This window comes from Archangium violaceum, from assembly GCF_016859125.1.
Classification (GTDB): Bacteria; Myxococcota; Myxococcia; order Myxococcales; family Myxococcaceae; genus Archangium; species Archangium violaceum_A.
Genome location: NZ_CP069338.1, coordinates 5307262 through 5331548, shown reverse-complemented (window position 1 = coordinate 5331548; position 24287 = coordinate 5307262). Strand labels below are relative to the sequence as shown.

Annotated in this window: 16 protein-coding genes and 1 pseudogene; 6 read left to right on the top strand and 11 right to left on the bottom strand. The window is 68.6% G+C overall.

From position 1 onward, the window contains the following. Positions 1–123: 123 nt before the first annotated feature. From JQX13_RS22860 to JQX13_RS56430, 5 genes and pseudogenes are all read right to left on the bottom strand, one after another. Positions 124–726, bottom strand: coding sequence for a DUF2378 family protein (locus JQX13_RS22860; RefSeq protein ID WP_203411040.1), 603 nt, complete (start codon positions 724–726; stop codon positions 124–126). 122 nt (positions 727–848) lie between these two features. Further along, complete coding sequence (locus tag JQX13_RS22855) at positions 849–1934, bottom strand: aromatic ring-hydroxylating oxygenase subunit alpha (RefSeq protein WP_203411039.1); 1086 nt, start codon at positions 1932–1934, stop codon at positions 849–851. A gap of 50 nt (positions 1935–1984) precedes the next feature. Further along, positions 1985–3391 (bottom strand): hypothetical protein, encoded by a 1407-nt coding sequence (locus JQX13_RS22850; RefSeq protein WP_203411038.1) that lies wholly within the window; start codon positions 3389–3391, stop codon positions 1985–1987. A gap of 362 nt (positions 3392–3753) precedes the next feature. After that, positions 3754–4749 (bottom strand): SDR family oxidoreductase, encoded by a 996-nt coding sequence (locus JQX13_RS22845; protein WP_203411037.1) that lies wholly within the window; start codon positions 4747–4749, stop codon positions 3754–3756. A 120-nt stretch (positions 4750–4869) separates the two neighbouring features. Next, positions 4870–5112, bottom strand: a pseudogene (locus JQX13_RS56430) (copper-transporting ATPase); the annotation flags it as partial. A gap of 625 nt (positions 5113–5737) precedes the next feature. On the opposite strand from JQX13_RS56430, the gene JQX13_RS22835 reads away from it, so the two are divergent. Beyond that, positions 5738–8440: a M4 family metallopeptidase gene (locus tag JQX13_RS22835; RefSeq protein ID WP_203411036.1), complete on the top strand. Its 2703-nt coding sequence runs from the start codon at positions 5738–5740 to the stop codon at positions 8438–8440. A gap of 9 nt (positions 8441–8449) precedes the next feature. Here the strand turns inward: JQX13_RS22835 and JQX13_RS22830 are convergent, their stop codons facing one another. From JQX13_RS22830 to JQX13_RS22815, 4 genes are all read right to left on the bottom strand, one after another. Continuing rightward, complete coding sequence (locus JQX13_RS22830; protein ID WP_203411035.1) at positions 8450–11071, bottom strand: heavy metal translocating P-type ATPase; 2622 nt, start codon at positions 11069–11071, stop codon at positions 8450–8452. A 111-nt stretch (positions 11072–11182) separates the two neighbouring features. Next, a complete protein-coding gene (locus JQX13_RS22825; protein WP_203411034.1) occupies positions 11183–11770 on the bottom strand; it encodes an RNA polymerase sigma factor in 588 nt (195 codons plus the stop codon). Positions 11771–11853: 83 nt separating this feature from the next. After that, positions 11854–13251: a Si-specific NAD(P)(+) transhydrogenase gene (gene sthA / locus JQX13_RS22820; RefSeq protein WP_203411033.1), complete on the bottom strand. Its 1398-nt coding sequence runs from the start codon at positions 13249–13251 to the stop codon at positions 11854–11856. A gap of 96 nt (positions 13252–13347) precedes the next feature. Then, positions 13348–14910 carry a hypothetical protein gene (locus tag JQX13_RS22815; RefSeq protein ID WP_203411032.1) on the bottom strand — a complete coding sequence of 521 codons (1563 nt, stop codon included), beginning with the start codon at positions 14908–14910 and terminating at the stop codon, positions 13348–13350. A 167-nt stretch (positions 14911–15077) separates the two neighbouring features. On the opposite strand from JQX13_RS22815, the gene JQX13_RS22810 reads away from it, so the two are divergent. Continuing rightward, positions 15078–16013, top strand: coding sequence for an MBL fold metallo-hydrolase (locus JQX13_RS22810; RefSeq protein ID WP_203411031.1), 936 nt, complete (start codon positions 15078–15080; stop codon positions 16011–16013). 368 nt (positions 16014–16381) lie between these two features. On the opposite strand, the gene JQX13_RS55490 is transcribed toward JQX13_RS22810, so the two are convergent. Further along, complete coding sequence (locus tag JQX13_RS55490) at positions 16382–16513, bottom strand: hypothetical protein (RefSeq protein ID WP_275424885.1); 132 nt, start codon at positions 16511–16513, stop codon at positions 16382–16384. Next, positions 16501–17820, bottom strand: a complete 1320-nt coding sequence (locus JQX13_RS22805) for an IS1380 family transposase (RefSeq protein ID WP_203403922.1) — start codon at positions 17818–17820, stop codon at positions 16501–16503. Before JQX13_RS22805 ends, JQX13_RS55490 begins: the two co-directional genes overlap by 13 nt. A 232-nt stretch (positions 17821–18052) precedes the next feature. Between JQX13_RS22805 and JQX13_RS54365 the strand changes: the two genes are divergently transcribed. The 4 genes from JQX13_RS54365 (at position 18053) to JQX13_RS22785 (ending at position 24285) form a co-directional block, all read left to right on the top strand. Further along, the gene (locus JQX13_RS54365; protein WP_239015033.1) at positions 18053–18346 is read left to right on the top strand and encodes a hypothetical protein; all 294 of its coding nucleotides are present in this window, start codon (positions 18053–18055) and stop codon (positions 18344–18346) included. 12 nt (positions 18347–18358) lie between these two features. Continuing rightward, on the top strand, positions 18359–18967 hold the full coding sequence (locus tag JQX13_RS22795) for a head protein (RefSeq protein WP_203411030.1): 609 nt from the start codon (positions 18359–18361) through the stop codon (positions 18965–18967). A 99-nt stretch (positions 18968–19066) separates the two neighbouring features. Continuing rightward, the gene (locus JQX13_RS22790; protein ID WP_203411029.1) at positions 19067–20824 is read left to right on the top strand and encodes a M14 family metallopeptidase; all 1758 of its coding nucleotides are present in this window, start codon (positions 19067–19069) and stop codon (positions 20822–20824) included. 152 nt (positions 20825–20976) lie between these two features. Further along, positions 20977–24285, top strand: a complete 3309-nt coding sequence (locus tag JQX13_RS22785; RefSeq protein WP_203411028.1) for an ATP-binding protein — start codon at positions 20977–20979, stop codon at positions 24283–24285. The last annotated feature ends 2 nt before the right edge of the window (positions 24286–24287 follow it).

The following is a 24287-nucleotide window of genomic DNA, read 5'->3' as shown; positions in this document are numbered from 1 at the left end:
GCACGTCCGAGGGGAACAGGTTGGGCTGGATGGGGTCATCCGAGGCAATGCCAGACGGCCCGCCCGCGAGCGAGAGGGCGTACTCCGTGCTGGCGACGTAGTTGGCGCCCGTGGTCCCGAGCCTCAGCGCAGCGTCAGCGCCACGGCGGCCGGCCGGGTGGCGGCGTGCGTCCAGGTGAGCCGGAAGGTGGCGGCCGTCCCGTCGAAGGCCACCGGGTGCACGGAGATGTCACCGGCCCCGGCCGCGCGCAGCGTCTCGGAGAGGAAGCCACACGCGAAGAAGGGGTTGTCGGCGATGACGTCCTTCATCCACAGCGTGGCCGCGTGGGTGCCCAGCTCCTCCACCCGCACCTCGTTGAAGTTGTTGCCCGCGCGCACGTTGTGCGGCACCCGCTCCAGCGTGTGCCGGGGGCCCAGCCGCGTCACGAGCGACATGCTCGCGCGCCCCTGCGCCGTCTGACGGAAGCCCTGCAGGTAGCGCTCGCCCAGGCTGAACCACGCCTCCCGGGGCGAGGACGCCGGGAAGACGTCGCTCGCGGCCACGCGCAGGAAGGCCTTCCACTGCTCGAGCGCGTAGGCCGGCCGCAGCGGCTCGTTCAGGTCCAGGCCCACGTCCTTCAGTCGGCGCCGTCCCTCCCGGGTGAGGTGCGGCCCCAGGGCGCGCACGAAGAGGGCATCCACGGACTGTGCGAAAATGAGTTTCTCGTTGGTCAGCGCGGAGGGCATGACGGGAGGGTGACAATCCCCCCCAACTTCCGGCCATGCCCCACCGGGGCACAGTGTGCACTGGTGGAAAGTGGGTGAGCCCCGCGGGTCCCGGAATGTCCGCTGCAGCGCAGGTGCGCCGTTCACACCTGCATCTTCAGCCGCGTCTCCTGAACTTCCACCGAGTTGACCACCTTCTCGCGCTCGGCCTGGCGCAGGAGGCGGAGGATGAGCGGGCCGAGCACGTCGACCTCGGTGGACGCATAGGTCTCCGAGCCGAAGCGGCGGATGGTCTCCGTCTGGCGCGCGAGGATGCGGGCGTCCTGCTGGAAGATGTGCAGCGCCACCGGGGTGAGGAACGGCTTCACCAACCAGTGCGGCAGGGGCATGCGGAAGGTGACGACCGCGTACACCAGCGTGTCCCAGTCGTCCGCGGGCGTCATCGCCGAGGTGACGAGGAGATGGCTGTCGTCGCCGATGCGGTACTCCACCTGGGCGATGGACGGCAGCAGGAAGCGGTCGAAGTGCTGCACCACGCCACCGCCGGGGGCCAGCAGCTTGCCCACGAGCCCCTCCGGCCGTGGCTCGCCGATGTACTCGGCCTCCACGCGGTCCGCGCCCCGGCGCACCACCACCTCGATTTCGTTGCGCTTCTTCTCGGTGCGGAACAGGCCGCCGTGGAGGAAGGCCGTGTGGGGCACGTCGAGCGTGTTCTCCAGCGTGGAATGGAGCGAGCCCTTCGCGCGCAGGGTGCGGCGCACGGTGCTGTAGCCGTGGGCGTCCAGCAGGGGGAAGCGGTAGGGCTCGTGCGAGGGCTCGACGCCGGGGGTGGAGTACACCCAGATGAAGCCGTCCTGCTCGCGCGTGGCGTGCCAGGAGGCGCAGCGGGACTTCGCGCCGGGCTCGCCGATGAGGCCGGGGATGGCGCGGCACTGGCCCGAGGCGTCGAAGCGCCAGCCGTGATAGCCGCACTGGAGCTGGCCCCCCACCACGCGCCCCATGGACAGGGGCACGTTGCGGTGGGGGCAGCGGTCCACCAGCGCGGCGGGTTTGCCGGTCTCGTTGCGGAAGAGGACGAGCGGCTGGCCCTGGAGCGTGCGCGCGAGCGGCTTGTTCCCCAGCTCGCGCGAGGAGCAGAGGATGAACCAGCTCTGGGGGAGCCGGACCACCGAGACGAGTCCTGACGACGGCGCGCCCGGCCCGCGGGCTTCCTCACGAGAAGAAAACATGCTCCCAGTCTAATGAGGCGCCCGGGGAGTGCACGCTTCCTGGTGGCCGCTCAGGGATTGCCCATGGGGGGGCTCCCGGCGGGGGTCAGGCGGACGTACACCATGCCGCCCACCGGGGTGCGGCTGCCGTAGAAGGGCTCGAGCCCCTCCGGCACCACGTTCAGCGCGCCCCGCACGCCCACCCCCGGCCGCACCGGCCCGAAGGGGCCGAAGTTGTAGACGTAGCCCAGCACCAGGTTGCCCACATCGAAGACGGAGTGCTCCAGCGCCTCGGGGAGCACCAGGTCGTGCCCCGCCTTCCGGACGTACTCGGTGCGGCCGAAGACGACGTGGTGCCCGTCCAGGTCCAGGCTGCTCTCCAGGAGGAAGGAGTCGGTGGGCGCCTCCTCGCCCTCCACGTTGCGGCCGTAGATGGCCGTGGTCGCCCAGAAGCCCCTGCTTCCGAAGGGCGCGTGGTACGTGGCCGACGCGGTGAGCCGGTGCAGCGACACGTCCGGTTCGAGCAGCTCGGGGCTCCGCAGGAAGCCGTAGGACACCTGCGCGCTCACCCGGGCCGTGGGGTTGGCCGACAGCCGCACGGAGAACGAGTCCGGCGCCCGCAGGTCCAGGCCGTAGCGGTCCTCGTCGGGCTCGCGGCCGTTGAACCAGGAGAACTCCAGCTTCGCCGTCGGCGTGAGCAGGCCCGCGGTCAGCACCCCGAAGGAGATGTGCGTGGCGTCCTGCCAGTGGTGTCCCAGTGGTGCCAGCGGGTCGTACCAGGCCGAGGCCCGATGCGGAAAGCCCACCGGGCCCAACGCCGGCTCGCCCGCGGGCGCCGCGTAGAGCAGCAGCCCCCAGGTGTCCGAGAAGTAGTGCGAGTACGAGACGGCCAGCTCCATGAAGAGCTCATGCGGGTGCTGACGGTCGCGCAGGGGCTCGCCCTGGTAGGTCTCTCCCGTCTGGAGCAGCAGCGGATAGCCGCCATCCGCGCCGGCCGTGAAGGGCTCGGGGCTCACCATGATGCTCCCGACGAGCTGCCCCGAGGGCAGCTCCCGGTTCACCATGAGCATCAGCCAGCCGAGTGCGGTGAACGCGCTGTCTCCCCGCGGCCCGCTCTGCACGTCGTAGCCGCCGAAGAGCAGGCCCTGGAACATGAAGCCCCACCCCGCCACGTCCCAGTGCAGCATCGACGGAGGGATGAGGTCCGGCTGCCACGAGGTGCCCGAGCCCCGTCGCATCAGGGGAATGTCCCGCAGTGAGCGCACCTCCAGGGACTCTCCGCCCCCATGGCCCCTGTGTCCGGCGCCATGCGCGCCATGAGCCTCTTGCGCTTCGTGGGCCTCGTGCCCGCCAGGAGCCGAGGGCTCTCCAGGTGCCTCGTGCCCGCCATGGGTCTCATGCCCATGTCCGGGATCCTGCGTCTGGGCTCGAGCCGAAAGGGCCAGGAACAGGCCCGCTGTCAGGATGAGAGTGCGCATCTTCCACCTCGCGGAGGAAGACTGGTGTCTGTTCCCTCGCGGAGGGAGGGACTGGGTTGCTCCGCCGGCCGCCGGGAGGACGGGCGGGCAGCCCCGTGTGATTCAGGTCCAGCGTGCCAACGCATGAGCAAGAGAGCGTCCGCCAGGAGTGAGTTGCCACCTTGGAGCCCCTACCGAAGCCTCCACTCATGGATTGGGGATTCCTCGAGGATGACCGACAGCAAGGGCAAGGCCCTGCTGATGGCGTTCCGCGCGGAGTTCTTCTCCATGCTCACGGGCCATCCAGGGAGACCAGCTCCGGCTGGAGCTGGGCGGCGCGCGCGACGTGTGGGGCTTCCTGGACGAGCGGTGTCCCCTGAGCACTACCGGCGTGCGGCCAGCCCGGCTCCGACAACCCCCGTGGCGACGAGGCCCGCGACCGCCAGCCAGCCCCGGTGGAGGTTGGCCCATACCTGGAAGCTGCGCTTCTTGGCCCGCGCATCGAAGCGGCCGTGAGCGCCATGGTCTCCCGGCACGGGGGAGAAGAGGGCGTCGGGACGGTCCTTCCGGGCGGGCTCCTCCGTCATCTGACTGTTGTAGCCCTTCTTCCCGAGGTACCAGTCCAGCAGCCCGGGGATGAACTTGTCCCCGATAATGGCCTTCACCGTGGGGAAGCCCACCCAGATGGAGCGGCGCCGGTGGTGCGCCGCGTACACGATGGCGCGAGCGATGATTTCAGGCTGGAAGATGGGAGGAACCGGCTGGGCCTGCCGGGGCATCTTGCTGCGCTGGATGTCGAACTGCGGCGTGTTGACGGCGGGCAGATGCACCTCCGTGACGTGCACCTTGCTGCGCTCGTGGACGAGCTCGCACCGGAGCGACTCGGTGAAGCCCGTGATGGCGTGCTTGGCCGCGCAATAGGCCGATTGCAGCGGGATGCTCCGGAAGGCGAGCGCGCTGCCCACCTGCACGATGGTGCCCTGATTGCGCGGCTTCATCCGCCGGAGCGCCGCCTGGGTGCCGTGCACATAACCCAGGTACGTCACCTCGGTGACACGCCGGAACTCCTCGGGTGTCGTCTCCATCACGGGAGCGAAGACGGTGGACATGGCACAGTTCACCCAGACGTCGATATGACCCCACTTCCGCTCCACCTCGGCGGCGGCATTCTCGACCCCGGCGGCATCCGCCACGTCACATGGCAGGAGGAGCGCCTCGCCACCCAGCTCCTCCACCTCGCGCGCGGCCGCCCTCAACCCATCCTGCCCGCGAGCGAGCAGGCCGATACACGCCTTGCGCCGGGCGAACTCCCGTACCACGGCCCGGCCCACGCCAGCGGACGCCCCCGTCACCACCACCACTTCCCGCTTCACGTCCATGTCATCACCTCCGGAATCCCTTCCCCCTGGAACCCTTTCGAAGGTAGGGGCTCCCCAGCATCGCACCAGCTCGGCCAGGCAGCCTGCCTGGCCCTCGGGAGGACTCCCCATCTCCGAGGGCTAGAGGTCCAGCTTGCGCAACCGCAGCGCGTTGCTGATGACCGACACCGACGAGAGGCTCATCGCCGCGGCCGCGAGCATCGGGCTCAGCAACAGCCCGAAGAAGGGGTACAGCACCCCCGCGGCGATGGGCACGCCCAGCGTGTTGTAGACGAAGGCGAAGAAGAGGTTCTGCCGGATGTTGCGCAGCGTGCCCCGGCTCAGCTTCCGCGCCCGGGCGATGCCCCGCAGCCCGCCCTGCACGTCGTAGCCGCCGAAGAGCAGGCCCTGGAACATGAAGCCCCACCCCGCCACGTCCCAGTGCAGCATCGACGGAGGGATGAGGTCCGGCTGCCACGAGGTGCCCGAGCCCCGTCGCATCAGGGGAATGTCCCGCAGTGAGCGCACCTCCAGGGACTCTCCGCCCCCATGGCCCCTGTGTCCGGCGCCATGCGCGCCATGAGCCTCTTGCGCTTCGTGGGCCTCGTGCCCGCCAGGAGCCGAGGGCTCTCCAGGTGCCTCGTGCCCGCCATGGGTCTCATGCCCATGTCCGGGATCCTGCGTCTGGGCCCGAGCCGAAAGGGCCAGGAGCAGGCCCGCGGACAGGATGAGAGCGCGCATCTTCCACCTCGCGGAGGAAGACTGGTGTCTGTTCCCTCGCGATGGGGGGGCCCCGCTGATCCGCTGGTCGTGGAGAGAACGGGCGGGCCCACTCCGTGCGGAGGTCCATGAATCCCTGCTCCGACCGTGGCGCACCCGGGTCATACCAACGAACGAGGTCGCTCATCCGCGCCCATACTCCATTCGTCACACCAACTCCTTCGAACTCCGCGCTATAAACCGCGCCTTCATTGGGCATGAGCCCAATGAAAGACAAGGGTTTGAAGACATGAGACAAGAAAGGTCGAGCCGGAGGGCACTCCTGCTCGCATGCGCACTGCCGCTGGCCACCACGCTCAACGCATGCAGTCAGGTCAGTGAAGAAGACCTCGACTCCCGCCAGGAAAAGCTCCGCCTCCTGAACCAACTGACGACCGATAGTCAGGGCGAAGAGCGGATCGGCTGGAACGCGGAAAAGGGCATTCCGACCTTTGTCTTCGGCAAGCTCAGCGACAAGAAGGCATCGAACGCGCTCGATGCCCTGCGGGTGCTCGAAGAGAAGAAAGCCTTGTTCGATATGCAGCTGGCCGCCGACGAGTTGACGCTTGAGAGCCAGCAGCAGGACGAATACGGCAGGACGTTCAAGTTCAAGCAGCGCTACAAGGGGATCCCGGTCTTCGGCAGGGAACTGGTCGTCAACACCGATCTGCACGACGACGTGAGGACGATCAACGGCCATTATGAGCCGGTCTCCAGGCTCGATGGCCTGAACACCCGGCCCGGACTGAGCCAGGGGGAAGCGGTTGCGGCGGCGAAGGAAGCGCTCGGCCTGCGGACGGTCCAGTCCTTCCAGGAGCAAAGCGCCGAATTGAATGTCTACCGAGCGCACGATGGCTCCTACCACCTGGCCTACGTGGTCAGCCTGGCGACCCTCGAAACGGAGATTCCGTTCAGCGAGTGGGTGTTCGTCGATGCGCATGGCGGCACGCTCCTGCACCGAATTCCCCGACTGGAATCCTGGGCTGCGGTCGGCTCCGGCTCCGGCCTCGGAGGGGTCACCCGGACCGTGAACTCCGATTATGTGAATGGCATCTACGAGATGCGCGATCTGACTCGCGGCGCGCGAATCGAAACCCATGACGCCAACAGGATGGAGATGCCGGACTCGCCGATCGCCACGGACGAGGACAACCTGTGGGCCAGCAACCCGGATGCGGTCGACGTGCACGCCTTCACCGGCCTGTCCTACGACTATTTCAAGAACAAGCTGGGCCGCGATTCGTTCGACGATCACGGCCGCACCGTGAAGGCGTACGCCAACTTCGGCACCATGGCCAATGCCTATTACGATACCGCTGCCAGCACCCTCCACTTCGGTCCGGAATGGGGCAGGCTCGACATCGTCGGCCATGAGTACACGCACGGCGTGGTGGCGTACACGGCGAGGCTCATCTACGAGGCCCAATCCGGTGCGCTCAACGAGTCGTGGGCGGACGTGTTCGGCGAGCTGATCGACGACGACGATCAATGGCTCATCGGGGAAGACCTGCCCAACGGAGCCATCCGCTCGCTCCGCTCCCCGTCGGACCACGACGATCCAGCCCACATGAGCGACTACCTGAACCTGCCCATCGACGGAGACAACGATCTGGGTGGCGTTCACTCCAATTCCGGTATTCCGAACCGGGCCTTCTATCTCGTCGCGACCGCACCGGGGGTCACGAAGGACCAGGCCGGGCAGATCTGGTACCGGGCATTGAAGAACTACATGACGAGCACCTCGCAGTTCAGCGACGCGCGCATGGCGACGATCCAGGCGGCGAACGACCTGTTCGGCTCGGCCTCCGCGCAGACGTACGCGGTCATCTACGCATGGAATGGCGTGGGCGTGGGCACTCCGGCGCCGCATGACGCCTACGAGCCGAATGACAGCCTGACCGCCGCTCATCCCATCTCCGCCGACATCACCTACAGCAGCAAGATCAGCAGCGAATCGGACGTGGACTACTTCCGCATCGAAGTGGACGCGGGCACCCACGTCCGCGTGGACCTGACCCAACTGCCCGCCGACTACAACCTGCAATTGATCCACCCCACTGGCTCGGCTGTCGGGATGTCCGGTGCACCCGGCACCGGGAACGAGTGGATCGACTACACCGCGGCGGAGAGCGGAACCTATTGGGTGAAGGTCTCCGGCTACGGTGGAGCGTACGACCAGAGCAACGCCTATGCGTTGAGACTGACCCTGAACGACCCGACGCCACCGCCGGCCACCGACCTGTACGAGCCGAACGACAGCCGCTCCGCTGCGTACCCGCTTCTGCCAAACCTCACCTACCGCGGCCTGATCGACAACGCATCGGACGTGGACTACTTCCGCATCGAGCTGGGAGCAGGCGCCCACCTCCGCGCGGACCTGACCCAACTGCCCGCCAACTACAACCTGCAGTTGATCCACCCCACCGGCTCGACGGTCGGGATGTCCGGTGCACCCGGCACCGGGAACGAGTGGATCGACTACACCGTGGGAGAGAGCGGAACCTACTGGGTGAAGATCCTCGGCTACAACGGGGCGTACGACGCGAGCAGCGCCTATGCGTTGAAATTGACGGTGACCGACCCTCCACCGTCGTGGGCCATCGACCCGTATGAGCCGAACGACAGCCTCACCACGGCCCATCCCATCTCCGCTGGCACTACCTACACCAGCAAGATCAGCAGAGCATCGGATGTGGACTACTTCCGCATCGAGCTGGGAGCAGGCGCCCACCTCCGCGTGGACCTGACCCAACTGCCCGCCAACTACAACCTGCAGCTGATCCACCCCACCGGTTCGACGGTCGGGATGTCCGGTGCACCCGGCACCGGAAACGAGTGGATCGACTACACCGTGGGAGAGAGCGGAACCTACTGGGTGAAGGTCCTCGGCTACAACGGGGCGTTCGACGCCACCGCCGACTACACGCTGAAGGCCACCCTGACGGCCAACTGAAAGCCGGGGTTACAGGTCCAGCTTGCGCAACCGCAGCGCGTTGCTGATGACCGACACCGACGAGAGGCTCATCGCCGCGGCCGCGAGCATCGGGCTCAGCAACAGCCCGAAGAAGGGGTACAGCACCCCCGCGGCGATGGGCACGCCCAGCGTGTTGTAGACGAAGGCGAAGAAGAGGTTCTGCCGGATGTTGCGCAGCGTGCCCCGGCTCAGCTTCCGCGCCCGGGCGATGCCCCGCAGGTCTCCCTTCACCAGCGTCACCGCCGCGCTCTCCATCGCGATGTCCGTGCCCGTGCCCATCGCGATGCCCACGTCCGCCTGCGCCAGCGCTGGTGCGTCGTTCACCCCGTCCCCCGCCATCGCCACCGTGCGGCCCTCGGCCTGCAACCGCTTCACCACGTCGCCCTTGCCCTCGGGCAGCACCTCCGCAACCACCTCGTCGATGCCCAGCTGGCGCGCCACCGCCTCGGCCGTGGTGCGGCTGTCGCCCGTGAGCATCACCACGCGTACGCCCTCGCGGTGCAGCGTGGCCAGGGCCTCGGACGTGGTCGCCTTCACCGGATCCGCGACCCCGAGCAGCCCCGCCGGCTTCCCGTCCATCACCACGTACATCACCGTCTGGCCCTCGCGCCGGAGCGCCTCCGAGCGGGGCCGCAGCGCCCCCGCGTCCACGCCCAGTGACTCCAGCAGCGCCACGTTGCCCAGCGCCACCTCCGCGCCATCCACGCGCCCCGTCACGCCCTTGCCCGTCACCGAGCGGAAGCCCTGCACCGCCGTCAGCACGGCCCCACGCTCCTCGGCTCCCGCCACCACCGCCGCCGCCAGCGGGTGCTCACTGCCCCGCTCCAGGCTCGCCGCCAGGTGAAGCAGCCTCGCCTCGTCCACGCCGTCCGCCGCCACCACGGACACCAGCTTCGGCTTGCCCTCCGTGAGCGTGCCCGTCTTGTCCACCACCAGCGTGTCCACCTTTTCCAGCAGCTCCAGCGCCTCGGCGTCGCGGATGAGGACGCCCACGCCCGCGCCCTTGCCCGTCCCCACCACCACGGACATGGGCGTGGCCAGGCCCAGCGCACACGGGCAGGCGATGATGAGCACCGCCACCGCGTTCACCAGCGCGTGCGCCAATCGCGGCTCGGGGCCGAAGAAGGCCCACACGAGGAATGTCACCACCGACACCGCGATGACCGCCGGCACGAAGATCGCGGCCACCTTGTCCGCCAGCTTCTGGATGGGCGCGCGCGAACGCTGGGCCTCGCTCACCCGCTGGACGATGCGCGCGAGCAGCGTGTCCCGCCCTACCCGCTCGGCCTTCATCACCAGGCTGCCCGTGGCGTTGACGGTGCCACCCGTGACGCGGGCGCCGGGGACCTTCTCCACGGGGATGGACTCGCCCGTCACCATGGACTCGTCCACCGCGCTCTCGCCCTCCACCACCACGCCATCCACCGGCACCTTCTCGCCAGGGCGCACGCGCAGCGAGTCACCGACCTTCACCTGCTCGAGCGAGACGTCCTCCTCGCGGCCATCCTCGCGGATGCGCCGGGCCACGGACGGGGCGAGGCTGAGCAGCGCGCGCAAGGCTCCCGAGGTGGCACGCCGTGCCCGGAGCTCCAACACCTGCCCCAGCAACACCAGCGTGACGATGACCGCCGCCGCCTCGTAGTAGACGGGCACCGCGCCGGCGTGGCCGGTGAAGGCATGCGGCAGCAGCCCCGGCGCCAACGTGGCGAAGACGCTGAAGAGGTACGCCGCGCCCGTGCCGATGGCGATGAGGGTGAACATGTTGAGGTGCCGGTTCCTCACCGAGGCCCAGCCGCGCTCGAAGAAGGGCCAGCCGCCCCAGAGCACCACCGGCGTGGCCAGCGCGAGCTGCATCCACGCCAGCATCCGCGCGTCGAAGGCGCGCTGCACCGGCTGGCTCGGAATCATCTCGGACATGCCCAGGAAGAGCAGCGGCAGCGAGAGGATGACGCTCACCCAGAGACGCCGCGTCATGCTCCGCAGCTCGGGGTCCGGTTGCTCCTCGGGGAGCACCGTGCGCGGCTCCAGCGCCATGCCACACTTGGGGCACGTGCCTGGATGGTCCTGCACCACCTCCGGGTGCATGGGGCACACCCACTCGGTGCGGGCCGCCAGCGTCACCGGTTGCTCGGGCTCCAGCGCCATACCGCACTTGGGGCAGGCGCCCGGGTGGTCCTGGCGGACCTCGGGGTCCATCGGGCAGATCCACATCGTGCCCGGTGGGGCCTCCACTGGCTCCGGCTCGGACCTGGCCTCCAGGTACTTCTGGGGCTCGGCGGCGAAGCGCTCGCGGCACTTCGGGTTGCAGAAGAAGTACGTCTTCCCCTCGTGGACGTGGGTGCCGCCCCTGGGCGCGTTCGGGTTCACCGACATCCCGCAGACGGGATCCTTGGGGAGGTACTTCTCGGGCTCGGCGGCGAAGCGCTCGCGGCACTTCGGGTTGCAGAAATGGTAGGTCGCGCCCTTGTGGACATGGCTGCCGCCCTTGGCGGTCGCCGGGTCGACCATCATGCCGCAGACCGGATCCAACACCTTGCCCTCCGCGCTGGGAGGAGCGCCGTGCGAGTGGGCGGCATGGGAGTCGTGCGAATGGGTGTGCTCGTGGGCCATGAGAAGGAACTGCTCCTTTCACCCGGGCAAACGGAACGAACGCCAGACCCTTACAGTGGTCACGCCGCACGCCTCGGTTCGGCCCAGGAGGTAACCGGGGCCGCCTGCCCGTCAAGCGGGCGTCTTGCAGCCTCCGCCCGGCTTGCCGCAGGTGCAGTCCAGGCACCCATGTGACGCGCACGTGCCACAGCTCCGCTCCAGCTGCTTCTTGAGCGCCTGACGCGCCCGGTGGAGCCGCACCCCGGCGTTGTTCGTGGTGATGCCCGCCTCCCGGGCCACCTCGGGGACTCCGCGGCCCTCCAGGTCCACCTGCCGCACCATCTCGGCGTACTCGGGCTTGAGCGCGGGCAGCAGCTCGTGGATGCACGCGCAGACCGTCTGCGTCAGCTCCGGATCCGGCCCCAACTCGGAGACCTCACGGGCCTCGCGCTCCAGGGCCCGGCCCTCGGCGCCCTGCCGGCGGTAGTGGTCCACGAGCGCGTTGCGCAGCAGGCGGTAGAACCAGGCGACGGCGCCCTCGCCCTCCTGGAGCTCTCCTCCCTTCTCCAGCGTCCGCACATAGGCGGCTTGGAGGAGCTCCTCGGCGAGCGCCCGGTTGCCCACCCGTCGCTCGAGGAAGCTCAGGAAGCGCCGGTGGTTCCCGACCAGCGACTCCACGACCGCCGGATTCAACTCCCCCACTCCCTCCATGTCCTGCATTCCGTGCCTCGGGTTCACCGGGCACGCGCCGTGCGTGCCCGTCCTCCGTCTACTATCCGAGGCCCGTGGGGATTCAACCCCCCTCAGAAAAGCCGGTTGAGGCCGTTGAGCGCGGCCACACGGTACGCCTCGGCCATGGTGGGGTAATTGAAGGTGGTGTTGACGAAGTAGTCGATGGAGTTACCCGGCCTCTCCTGCGCCATGATGGCCTGGCCGATGTGGATGATCTCCGAGGCGTTGTCCCCGAAGCAGTGGATGCCGAGGAGCTCCCGCGTCTCCCGGTGGAAGAGCAGCTTGAGCATGCCCACCGTGCGGCCAGTAATCTGCGCGCGCGCCAGGCTCTTGAAGAAGGCGTGACCCACCTCGTAGGGCACCCCCTCGCGCGTGAGCTCCTGCTCGGTGCGGCCCAGGCTGCTGATCTCCGGGCTGGTGTAGATGCCGGTGGGAATGTCCTTCACCAGCTTGTGCTCCAGCCGCCCCTCGACGATGTGGGTGGCGGCGAAGCGGCCCTGGTCATACGAGGCGCTCGCCAACGAGGGAATGCCCACCACGTCTCCCACCGCGTAGATGTGGGGCACCACCGTCTGGTACGCGTCGTTCACCTGCACGTTGCCGCGCGAGTCCAGCTGGATGCCCAGCGCCTCGAGCCCCATGTCCTGCGTATTGCCCGTGCGCCCGTTGGCCCACAGGAAGATGTCCGACTTCAACCGCTTGCCACTCTTGAGGGACAGCACCACGCCGTCCTCGCGAGCCTCCACCCGCTCCATCTGCTCGTGGTGGCGGATGAGCATGCCCTGCTCCCGCAGGTGGTAGGAGAGCGCGTCGGAGATTTCATCGTCCAGGAAGGACAGGAGCCGCTCGCGCGTGTTCACCAGGTCCACCTTCACGCCGAGCATGCGGAACATGGACGCGTATTCGCAGCCGATGACGCCCGCGCCGTAGATGATCATCGTCTGCGGCGCCTCGCGCAGTGTGAGGATGGTGTCCGAGTCGAAGATGCGCGGGTGCTGGAAGTCCAGCTCCGGCGGGCGGTAGGGGCGCGAGCCCGTGGCCAGCACGAAGGCCTTGGCGGACAGCTGCTCGCTGGCGCCCCGCGGCTCGCTGACCTCGAGCGTGTTCGCATCCAGGAAGCGCGCCCGTCCCACCACCAGCTCCACCCGGTTGCGCTCGTAGAAGGTGGTGCGCAGCCGCACCTGGCGCGACACCACGGACGTGGCCGTCCGCATCATGTCCTCGAACTTCCAGCTCTTGGACAGCTCGACGCGCAGCTCGGGATGATCACTCTGCACGTCCACCAGGCGCTGCACCGCATGACGGAGCGCCTTGGAGGGGATGGTGGCGGTATGGGTACAGGCGCCGCCCACCAGCGGGCGCTGCTCCACCACGCACACCCGCTTGCCGGACTTGGCGGCCTTCATGGCGGCCCCCTCGCCACCAGGACCCGAGCCAATCACCACGATGTCGAAATGCCGCACGCTCATGGCCGGATATTCAACCCGGCCGGAGGGACTCGCGAAGAAAACAGCCAGGGAAAGAAGCGCGGGCCGTTTCCCTGGCCGGTGCGGGTGCGAACGGCCTCAGTCCCGCTGCCGGTAGAGACGCACGGGCGTCCCCGGGCCTCCGCTCACCGGGACATAGAGGACCCCCTGCTCCTCCGAGCCCACGGAGGTGGCATCCCCGAACCGCGTGTGGAGCCAGGGCTGGCCGAAGCCATTGCCCCCGAGGCCCGCGCAGCCCGCCATGGCCGCCGAGCACCCGCCCTGGCCCGTGAAGTCCGAGCGGCTCGAGGGCGCCACCGCCGAGCGGTACACGACCACGCCCTCCACCGCGTTGTCGAAGCCCACGTACAGGTGGCCGCGGTTGACGGTCAGCAGCGTCAGCCGGGTGTTGTTCGGGTTGTCGAACTGGCTGAGCCGCGCGTCCCCCTGGCCGTTGGCGGCGACGAGCACCCAGTCCCCCGCGTCGCAGTCCTCGGCGGTGGCTGGCGCCGGACCGGAGACCCGGACGGGCTCGCACCGCCACAGCTGAGGGCCCTCGGTGGTGTTGCGGCCCAGGTACACGTGGCCCTCGAAGACGACCATCCGCGACCAGGCCCGGTCGGACGGCTCCAGGTCCACGGTCTTGTCGGTGGTGATGGACTCCCTGGCGAGGTACTCGGGCGCGCTCGGGGTGATGGACACCCAGTGCGAGGGCGAGCTCTCGTAGTCGAGCGGCTGCGAGACGGTGGCGCGGACGAGTCCTCCGTTGTTGCCCAGGTAGAGCCTGCCGTTGAGCTCGCCGACGAAGTCGATGCCCACCGTGCGCGCCGGGTTGGCGGGAGAGCCCGCCGCGCCGATGCCCGGCATCCGGTGCGCGGACAGGTTGCACACGTCATGCGCCGAGGGATTGCACGCTCCACCCTTGATGCCGTTGCCCCGGGCCTCCAGGCCCCTGACATTCGCCGCCGGAGCACGCAGGAGCGCGAGGAGCTCGGGCCGGCGCGACCCGTCACGGGAGGGCATGCCCAGGTACGCGCGCCCCTCGAGGAAGCCCATGGCGGAGAAGCTCCGGACCGACGTCGAGTCCAGCGCCTGGCTCAGGTCCACGTACTTCATGTCCAGCGTCGCGTCGTCATCACGGGACAGGTACACGTAATCGAGCCCACCCGAGCTTCGAGTGCCGCCGATCATCAGCCACTCGGAGCCATCGAGGGAGCCGGAGGCGAAGAGCGCGCGACCGTCCTCGTTGTCCGGGCCGCACTGGAACATGTTGGCCTGGCAGCCCGCGAAGCCGATGGACGGGAAGAGCGAGCCGGCGGTGTTGGAGCTGCTCGAGCCGGCGAGCTTCTGGGTGTCCTTGCGGAAGCGGAAGTCCAGGTCATCGGGCCGGAGGCCATCCAGGTCCATGCCCACCGCGCGCGTACCCTGGGCGTCGGTGCCCAGGTACAGCCGCCCGCGGTAGGAGACGACGGAGGTGGAGGCGACTCCATCGGCGAACGGGTCCACCTGCACCGGCCCGTCCTGGAAGCGGCTCACGAGCGGACCGAATCCGGTGAAGGTCGCACGGTCCAGCGGCGACGCGCCCAGGCGCCCACCCACTCCATTGGAGGCGACGACGGTGTACTGGCCTCCCCGCTGGAAGGCCTCAGGCGAGCCTCTCATCTGCTGAGCAATGGAAAGAATTCATTCCCGCGTTGTTCACACCGGACAGTCCTCCCGTGCCCTGTGTGAGCAAACGCGTTCCCACATGCTCCTTGCATCTATGTGGGGCTCCGGAACATGACAGGGCCGGGCCCACCCCTTCGCCCGGGCCCGAGGGAGAGCCCCACATGCCGTTGCGCTTCAAGAACCTGGATGGCAGCGGCCCGCAGCCCTTCGCCAATGTCTTCAAGTGGGCCGTGGGGGACAAGCTGGCCGGCAGGCGCCGCAAGAGCCCGGACAAGGCCCCCATGCGCCGCGTGGAGCCGGACCTCGCCGCGCTGGCGAACCCGCCCGCCCCTGGCGAGGGCGCGCGCCTCACCTGGCTGGGCCACGCGAGCTGGTTGGTGCAGCTCGACGGCGTGTCGCTGCTCATCGACCCGGTGTTGCGCGACACCATCACCGGCTTCATCCGCCGCAACGTGGAGCCGGGCGTGACGATGGAGAAGCTGCCCCCCATCGCCGCCACGCTGGTGTCCCACAACCACTTCGACCACCTGGACATGCCCACCGTGCGCCAGGTGGGCGCGCCCGTCATCACCGGGTTGAGCATGGCGCGCTACTTCCCCCGAGGCGCACCGCCCGTCACCGAGCTGGACTGGTGGGGCTCCACGAAGGTGGGCGCGGTGACGGTGCACTTCGTCCCTGCCCAGCACTGGAGCCGCCGCGGCCTCAAGGACGCCAACGAGACGCTCTGGGGCGGCTTCGTGGTGGAGGGCTCCAGCGCGCGCGTCTACCACTCGGGCGACACCGCGTACTTCGAGGGCTTCAAGGAGATCGGCCGGCGCTTCCCCGGGCTGGACGCGGCGATGCTGCCCATTGGCGCCTATGATCCGGAGTGGTTCATGAAGAAGCAGCACATGAACCCCGAGCAGGCGGTGCAGGCCTATGAGGACCTCGGGGCCCGGCGCTTCCTCGCCATGCACTGGGGCACATTCAAGCTCACCGACGAGCCCCTCGACGAGCCGCCCCAGCGGCTGGACGCCGAGTGGAACCGCCGCGCACTGCCTCGCGAGCCGCTCCACGTGCTCGCCGTCGGCGAGAGCCTCACCGTCCGTCACACGTGAGCATGACTCCAGCAAGACTCATTGCCGCGGGCCTTGGCATACTGCTCGTCTCTTGTAGCGCTGCCCGCCACACGGCTTCTGTCAGTACCGAAGCGCTCCCTGGCTTCGTACTCATCATCCAGGAGTTGCCTGACGGTCAGGTCACTCACGACTGGCAGCGCGCGAAAAAGAAAGGAGGAGCTTTCACCCCACCATATTCGCGACGACTGGCTCAAGACATGCATGAAGGCTGAGGTCGAGCGCGTTGGGTTGAGTTATCGGGCACAAGGCAGAGGAAGCCCGCCCCGGGGCAGCGGGTAGCAAGCAGGAGGAGATGGAGAGGGGAGTGGGGAGAGTGCGACACGTGAGCTGCAATTGACTCCAGGCAGCTACGTGATGTGCGCTGTGCTCAGCGAGCCCAGCTTCGTCCACAGCTTCTGCCAGAGGCTGGCCGACTCCCGGCCAATGACCAGCACCACTCTTCTGGCGTGTAACAGCACCCGCGCGGCTACTTTGAGCACCCGCTCGCGCACACGGAGCAGCCCCAGCCCTCGCCCGTGGCCTGCTCCATCAGCACGCGCGCGGCGTGCACCAGGTTGTAGGCCAGGGCATTGAGCAACAGGCGTACCTCGTTGTTGGCGAAGGCGTCGATGGACACCGCGCGCTGGACGGGCGGCTGCCCCCGGTACTTGGACTTGGGCCGTCTGGCCGAGGAGAGCGCCGGGGCCAGCACGTCCATGAGCTCTCCGAAGTGGCCCTCCGCCGTGCCGCGTTGGCGGTAGTGCTCCAGCAGCGCCTGTGCCGGCATCTGCTCCTTGCTCCAGCTCGTCACCAGCCAGAAGGCGTGCGGGAAGAGCTCGTCCTTCCTCTCCAGCACTACCAACACCACGCGCCGCGCACGGCTCCAGCCCTGCGCCTGGTACTCCCATTCGTACAGGTGGGTGCCCGGCTCCCCCTGCGGCACTCCCGAATTCATGAAGCGCGGCAGCGCCGCCTCCCGCTGCAACACGCTGGTGTTGCGCACGCGCGCCACGTAGGGCGTGCCTCGCTCCTCCAGCTTCGCCAGCAGCTTCTCCTCGGGAAAGCCCGCGTCGAAGCGCACCGCCGCCACCTCACACACCTCCTTCTCCACTCGCCCCAGCAACTCGTCGATGAATTCCAGCGCTCCATTGGCGCTGTGCACGTTTCCCTCGCGCAACCTCACGTCCAGCAGGTCTCCCGTCTCGGCCAGACTGGCGACAATCGGGTGGTACATGCGTACTCCGTAGTGCCCGTTGTACGCGCTGCCCTCCTGGTGCCCATGCACCTCCACCGGCAACCCGTCCACGTCCACCGTCACCTGCTTGAGCTTCTGGCCCTTGGGCTGCTGCGCCCTCAGCCTCCGCCCCGTCTGCCACACCAGCGCCTCGTGCAGCACCTTCCGGTTTTCCTCTCGCGCCAACATGGCCGTCAGCCGCGACAAGGTGGGCTGTGAGGCCAACCCCTCCGCTCCCCCCTCTTTCCCCCTCAGCGGCACGCTGCTCTTGCTGTCCGACACCGCCAACCTCAACGCCGCGTCCCTCCTGAGCGCGTCCGCGTCGTCGTGGTCTCTCCACCCTTGCCCCAACAGCAGAAGGTCCGTGCGCACCAACTCCCTCAGCGAGTGGGTTATCCGCTTCTCGTCTCGCGTGTCCGTCAACATCTCCCCCAGCCAGCGCGTCAGCCCCAACCGCTCGTCCACCTCCCTCAGCAGCACCGCACCTGCCTCCGACGTCAACCGCTCCGCCCTCGCCTCCAGCTTCACGGAGCCGTTGAACTCCAGCCCGAAGTCGTTGAGGATTTCACCCATGACGCGCCTCCTGCCTTGTGGTGGTGGATGTCTGAACAACACCCCTCTACCACTCGGGAGGTCAGGCGCGTCACCCTCCTTTTCCGGTCATCCTCCTGCACCTCTCGTGAATAAGGCGGGTTCACCTTATGGGCACCGAGCAACTCCCCTCGGCGCACCCGGACGCATCCTGCTCGTCTCAGCCAGTCAACGCGACTGTGACCAGGAATTCGTGGATTGCCACAGGGAGTGCATGAAACATCCCGTTCCCCCGGAGTACAACCAATACGAGTACAACCGCGGGCTCAGCGGACGCGCGGATTACTGCAACAAGCAGTGCCTGCCTCCCTACCTGGACTGCAAGGAACTGGAGAAACTCCGTCCCCAGGAGTTTTCGGCGATTGATGCCGCAGTCGACTGGTTGAAGCGCAACCGCGAAACGCTCCTGGTGGGAACCACCGTCGTCATAGCGGGAGTGGCCTTTGCCGTGGTTTCCGCAGGGGCGGGAGCCGTCATGCTCGCTCCCGTTCTCCTCGTCGCCTCGTGAGTGGCTCCCTCCATGAACATCGACAAGCTTCTTCATGACGTCCAGGGCCTTCTTGGCCGGACCCTCAACAACACTCAATCTCCCGCGGAAAAGGAACTCTTCAGGAGCGCCGCCGCGGCGCTCATGTACATATCGGAGACCGGCAGAATCCATTCGTTCGAAGATTATCTCCAGCTCGGCAGGGAGGACCCGCCCTACGCGGTGGCTTCGTTCAAGACACGCGAGGAAGCGGACGTCTGGCTCAGGAATCACCCCGAGCCTCCACATGGAGCACACGTGCTGGTCGCGGATGAATACCACCTCGTCGCTCATCGCAGGGAGTCGGACATCCGCAGCCTCATCAAGCTCCCCGTCATCGATTACTACCTCGCGGACCTCGCGCGCAGCGGCCCCACGGCCCCGGTGGCTTCATTCAGCACACGCGAGGAGGCGGACGCATGGCTCCAGAGCCAGCCCGAGCCGCCAAGGAATGCGTTCGTCTTGATCTCGGGCAAGTACCACGTCGCCATCTACCACCGCATCATCAACCACCGCGCGCTCCATCCCTTGCCCGTTACCACCCAGGAGCCGGAGCGGAACGCCGACACGGGAGAGCACTCAGGTACGCCTGAGAGTGTGTAACGAAGACGTGCTCGCCGTCGGCGAGAGCCTCACCGTCCGTCACGCCGCGCTTCATCGGGGTTGAGCGGGGGCGGGCGGTGTGCTCAGTAGGCGGGTGCCATGCTCCTGCCCGTACTCCTCGCCCTGACGCTCCAACAGGCTCCCCTCACCACCGTCTCCGAGCAGAGCGGCTGGACTCGCACCGGCCGCTACGCGGAGGTGGAGTCCCTGTGCGCCGCCTTCCCCAAGCGCTACCCCGGAAAGGTGCGCTGCGAGACCTTCGGCACCACGCCCGAGGGCCGCCCCATGCTCGTGCTCGTGGCCAGCGCGGATGGAACCCTCACTCCCGCCTCGGCCGCGAAGAAGAACCGCCCCGTCGTCTTCTTCCAGGGGGGCATCCACGCCGGTGAAATCGATGGCAAGGACGCCGGCTTCTGGATGCTGCGAGACCTGCTCGACGGCAAGGCGCTCCCGGGCGTGCTGAAGCAGGTGACGGCCGTCTTCGTGCCCGTCTTCAACGTGGATGGCCACGAGCGCTTCGGCCCCAACAACCGCCCCAACCAGGTGGGCCCCGAGGAGATGGGCTGGCGCGTCACCGCGCAGAACTACAACCTCAACCGCGACTACGTGAAGGCGGACGCCCCGGAGATGGTGGCGCTGCTCAAGCTGCTGCACGCGTGGGATCCGCTCTTCTACGTGGACCTGCACGTCACGGATGGCGCCAAATTCGAGCACGACGTGAGCGTGCAGATGGAACCGCAGAAGACGGGCCCGGAGACGATGCAGGCCCTGGGCACGAAGCTGCGCGAGGAGCTCTTCACCGAGCTGGAGTCCAAGGGCCACCTGCCCCTCCCCTTCTACCCGTCCTTCCGGGAGAACGATGACCCCACCTCGGGCGTGAACTACGGCGTGGCGCCTCCGCGCTTCAGCCACCCGTACTGGGCGGTGAACCGGCGCTATGGCGTCCTGGTGGAGACGCACTCGTGGAAGCCCTACGCGCACCGCGTGGCCACCACGCGCCACGTGCTCGAGGGACTGCTGCGGCTCGTCGGCCGGGATGGGGCGGCGCTGCAGGCGGCCCGGAAGGCGGCGGACGCCGAGGCCGAGTCCGGCAAGGCTCGCGAGGTCGTGCTCCTCTGGGACAACACGGAGAAGAACCACCCCATCGCCTTCCGCGGCTACGCCTACGAGCGCACGCCCTCCGAGCTCACCCAGCAGCTCTGGATCCGCTACGACGACACGAAGCCGCAGGTGTGGACCATTCCCTACTACGACGAGCCGCGGCCGGTCCTCACCGCCACGCTGCCCGCCGGTGGCTACCTGGTCCCTCCGGCGCACGCGGCCTGGGTGGCGGAGAAGCTCACCGCGCACGGCCTGCGCTTCCAGCGGCTCGGCCAGGGGGTGCCCGCGGCCGACGTGGAGGTGTTCCGCGCCACCGAGGCCAGGCCGCGCCCCGGCTCCTTCGAGGGCCATCAGCTCCTCTCGGTGAAGGGCGAATGGAAGAAGGAGAAGCAGCCGCTGCCCGCGGGGACGCTCTACGTACCGGCCGCGCAGAAGAGCGCCCACCTGCTCGCCCACCTCTTCGAGCCGCTCGGACCGGACTCGCTGCTCGCCTGGGGCTTCTTCAACAACCACTTCGAGCAGAAGGAGTACGTCGAGGACTACGTGGTGGAGCCCTTCGCGCGCGAGCTGCTGGCGAAGGACCCCGCCGTGAAGGCCGCCTGGGAGGAGAAGTTGAAGGACAAGGAGTTCGCCTCCAACCCGCGCGCCCGCCTGCGCTTCTTCGCCGAGCGCCACCCCGCCCACGACACGCGCCTCAACCTCTACCCCGTCTTCCGCACGGACTCGGCCCCCTCGGGCCTGAAACCGGGGCGTTGAGGCTCCTCGCGACCCTCACTCCCCGTGGGTTGAAGCCAACCGAGCGTCCCTCCTAACGTGGTGTGTCAAGCGTCCCGTCATGTGGGATAGGTTCAACCCCGGACGACGCCGAGAGGACGATGAGGAACGAAAGGGACCTGCTGGAGCAGGCCATGGCCCTGCTGGAGGCTCAGCGTCCCACGCTGGGCCACGAGGCCACCGAGGCCGCGCTGGCGGCCTTGCGCGCACGGCTCGCGGCCCTGGCCTCCCGCGTTCCCCTCGAGCGCCGGCATGTCACGGTGCTCTTCGGTGACCTGTGCGGCTTCACCGCCCTGAGCGAGCGGATGGATCCCGAGGACGTCAGCGAGCTGATGAACCGCCTCTGGGAGCGCGTGGACGCGGCCATCGTCCGGCACGGGGGGCGCATCGACAAACACATCGGCGATGCCGTGATGGCGCTCTGGGGCTCGGATGGCGCGCGCGAGGACGACGCGGAGCAGGCCCTCCACGCCGCCCTGGACATCCAGGCCCAGCTCGCCTCCTTCCAGGCCGTGCCCTCGGGAGTCCTGCGCATGCGCATCGGCATCCACACGGGCCCCGTCCTCCTGGGCGTGGTGGGGACACTCGGTGAGCTCACGGTGATGGGCGACACCGTCAATACGGCCAGCCGCCTGGAGCAGGCCGCGCCCGAGGGCGGCATCCTCATCTCGCACGGCACGTACCGCCAGGTGAGCGGGGCCTTCGAGGCCGAGCCCCTCGCCCCCCTCAAGCTCAAGGGCAAGCAGGAGCCGCTCCACGTGTACCGGGTGACGGCGGCCCGGCCCCGCGCCTTCCTCCGGCAGGGACGCGGCCTGGAGGGCATCTGGGCCCGGCTCGTGGGACGCGAGGAGGAGTTGCACCACCTGCGCTCCGCCCTGTCCACGACACTCTCCGGAGGCGGCTGCCAGCGCATCACCCTCACCGGCGAGGCCGGCATCGGCAAGTCGCGACTGCTCGGGGAGTTCGAGACCTGGCTCGAGTCGCTCCCCTCTCCGCCCCGGTGTCTGCGAGGCCGCGCCAGCCCGGAGATGCGCAGACATCCCAACGCCCTGCTCAGGGATTTGTTCTCCTTCCACCTGCAGGTGCAGGAGAGCGATGTGCCCGGCGTGGTGCGTGCCCGGTTGGAGGAGAGCTTCCTCGATGCGCTCGGCCCCGAGGACTCGAGCCGCCTGCACGCCCATCTCGCCGGCTCCCTCATCGGCTTCGACTTCAGCGACAGCCCCCACTTGAAGGGCTCGTCGACGGACGAGCAGAGCCTGCGCGCCCGCGGCCTCGCCTCGCTCAGCGAATACTTCCGCGCCCTGCTGGGCCGCGAGCCCATGGTCCTCTTCCTCGAGGACGTCCACTGGGCCGATGACAGCGCGCTCGATCTCCTGGAGCGGCTGCTGCAGACGCTGGCACCGGAGCGGCTCCTCGTGGTGAGCACCGCGCGGCCGGAGTTCTTCGAGCGGCGGCCGGAATGGGCGCTCGCGCCCTCTCACGTGAGGCTCGAGCTCCGGCCGCTCTCCCTGGAGGACAGCCACCGGCTCGTGGCGGAGCTGCTGCGCAAGGTGGAGGCCATTCCCCCCGTCCTCCACGAGCTCGTGGTCTCCCGCGCCGAGGGCAATCCGTTCTACCTCGAGGAGCTCATCCAGATGCTGCTCGAGGAGGGCGTCATCCTCGCGGACGGCGAGCGCTGGCGCGTCGAGCCGCACCGGTTGACCTCGCTCCGGGTGCCCCCGACGTTGAGCGGCGTCCTCCAGGCCCGGCTGGACAGCCTGCCCCTCCACGAGCGGGAGATCCTCCAGCGGGCCTCGGTGGTGGGACGCATCTTCTGGGACGAGGCGCTCGCGGGGATGGGCCGGAACGAGGATCTCCCCGTCAAGCTCCACGAGGCCCTGGCCGCGCTCCAGGAGCGGGAGCTCATCTTCGAGCAATCCACCCCCGCCTTCGCCGGCACGCGCGAGTACATCTTCAAGCACGCCATCGTCCGCGAGGTGGCCTACGACACCGTGCTCAAGCGCGAGCGGCGTGCCTTCCATGGACGCGTGGCCGAGTGGCTGCTCGCGCGAGGAGGCGAGCGCTCCCGGGAGCACCTCGGGCTGATCGCCGACCACCTGGAGGCGTCCGGGCAGGGAGTCCGGGCGGCCGTCTACCTGCGACGGGCGGGAGAGGAGGCCCTGTCCCTGTTCGCCAACGCGGAGGCGCGCTCGTTCCTGGAGCGGGCCCTGGCGCTGACGCCCGAGACGGACCTCCCCGAGCGTTACGCCATCGTCGCGGCCCGAGAGAAGATCCACGCCGTCCAGGGCGAGCGGCAGGCACAGCAGATGGATCTCGAGACGATGGAGTCACTGGCCAGGAGGCTGGGCGACGAGCGGCGGCAGATCGAGGCGGCCCTGCGCCGCGCCCTCTACGCCTCGGAGGTCGGTGAGTTCGCGGTGGGAGAGGAGGCGGTGCGCAGGGCCATCCTGCTGGCCCAGGAGGTGGGAGACATCGGCAGCGAGGCACTCGGCCACCTGCGGTGGGCGCGGATGCTGCGGCACCACCAGGGTGACTTCGCGAGCGCCCGCAACCACCTCGAGCGGAGCCTGATGCTCGCCGAATCGGCGCGGCTCGCCCAGCTGGAGGTGGAGAGTCTGCTCAACCTGAGCGCGGTCATCCACGAGATGGGAGACGTGGAGGGGAGCCTCTCCTATATCCAGCGGGTGCTCCCCTTCTGCCGGTCGATCGGAGACCGCTGGCTGGAGTTCTCGGCCCTCCGGCACCTGGGCTACGTGCGCAAGAGCCTGGGCGACTTCGCCGGAGCCAGGGAGGCTATCGAGCAGACCCTCCAGTTCAGCCGGGTCATCGGCTACCGGTTCTGGGAGTGCACGGACATCTGCAACCTGGCGCTCATCCACTACCACCTGGGAGACGCCCCCGCCGCGCTCGAGCTCGCCGAGCAGGGCCTGCGCATCGGTCAGGAGATCGGCAGCGCCCGGTACCAGGGCTATGCGTGGATGAGCAGGGGCCACGCGCTGGCCACCCTGCGGCGCTTCCCCGAGGCCCGGGAGGCCTACCAGCAGGCCCGGAGGATCCGCGTGGAGGCGCGCATGCCACACCTGGAGATGGAGTCCGTCGCGGGCCTGGCCGCCGTCGCGCTGGCGACCGGTGCCCGGCAGGAGGCGCTCGGGTACGCCGAGGAAATCCTCTCCCACCTGCAACGCGTCACCCTCCATGGCGTGGAGGATCCCTTCCAGATCTGGCTGACGTGCTTCCAGGTGCTTCGCGCTCAAGATGATTCCCGTGCGCAATGGGTCCTGGAAACGGCCCACCGGCAGATCCAGGAGAGCGCGAAGAGGCTCCACGACAGGCAGCTCCGGCACTCGTTCCTGGCCATCCCCGCGCACCACGAGCTGCTCGCGCAGGTGCGTGGGACACAGACCCGTGACAGTGCGACGCGTCAGGGAGATGGACTAGCGTAGGT

Bases quoted from the DNA above. Each gene is read 5' to 3' on its own strand.
- JQX13_RS22810 (WP_203411031.1), top strand. From the start codon at position 15,078: ATGCCGTTGCGCTTCAAGAACCTGGATGGCAGCGGCCCGCAGCCCTTC.
- sthA (WP_203411033.1), bottom strand. From the start codon at position 13,251: ATGAGCGTGCGGCATTTCGACATCGTGGTGATTGGCTCGGGTCCTGGT.
- JQX13_RS22850 (WP_203411038.1), bottom strand. From the start codon at position 3,391: ATGCGCACTCTCATCCTGACAGCGGGCCTGTTCCTGGCCCTTTCGGCT.
- JQX13_RS22825 (WP_203411034.1), bottom strand. From the start codon at position 11,770: ATGCAGGACATGGAGGGAGTGGGGGAGTTGAATCCGGCGGTCGTGGAG.
- JQX13_RS22845 (WP_203411037.1), bottom strand. From the start codon at position 4,749: ATGGACGTGAAGCGGGAAGTGGTGGTGGTGACGGGGGCGTCCGCTGGC.
- JQX13_RS22795 (WP_203411030.1), top strand. From the start codon at position 18,359: ATGAACATCGACAAGCTTCTTCATGACGTCCAGGGCCTTCTTGGCCGG.
- JQX13_RS22815 (WP_203411032.1), bottom strand. From the start codon at position 14,910: ATGAGAGGCTCGCCTGAGGCCTTCCAGCGGGGAGGCCAGTACACCGTC.
- JQX13_RS54365 (WP_239015033.1), top strand. From the start codon at position 18,053: ATGAAACATCCCGTTCCCCCGGAGTACAACCAATACGAGTACAACCGC.
- JQX13_RS22855 (WP_203411039.1), bottom strand. From the start codon at position 1,934: ATGTTTTCTTCTCGTGAGGAAGCCCGCGGGCCGGGCGCGCCGTCGTCA.
- JQX13_RS22785 (WP_203411028.1), top strand. From the start codon at position 20,977: ATGGCCCTGCTGGAGGCTCAGCGTCCCACGCTGGGCCACGAGGCCACC.
- JQX13_RS22835 (WP_203411036.1), top strand. From the start codon at position 5,738: ATGAGACAAGAAAGGTCGAGCCGGAGGGCACTCCTGCTCGCATGCGCA.
- JQX13_RS22790 (WP_203411029.1), top strand. From the start codon at position 19,067: ATGCTCCTGCCCGTACTCCTCGCCCTGACGCTCCAACAGGCTCCCCTC.
- JQX13_RS22830 (WP_203411035.1), bottom strand. From the start codon at position 11,071: ATGGCCCACGAGCACACCCATTCGCACGACTCCCATGCCGCCCACTCG.
- JQX13_RS22805 (WP_203403922.1), bottom strand. From the start codon at position 17,820: ATGGGTGAAATCCTCAACGACTTCGGGCTGGAGTTCAACGGCTCCGTG.
- JQX13_RS22860 (WP_203411040.1), bottom strand. From the start codon at position 726: ATGCCCTCCGCGCTGACCAACGAGAAACTCATTTTCGCACAGTCCGTG.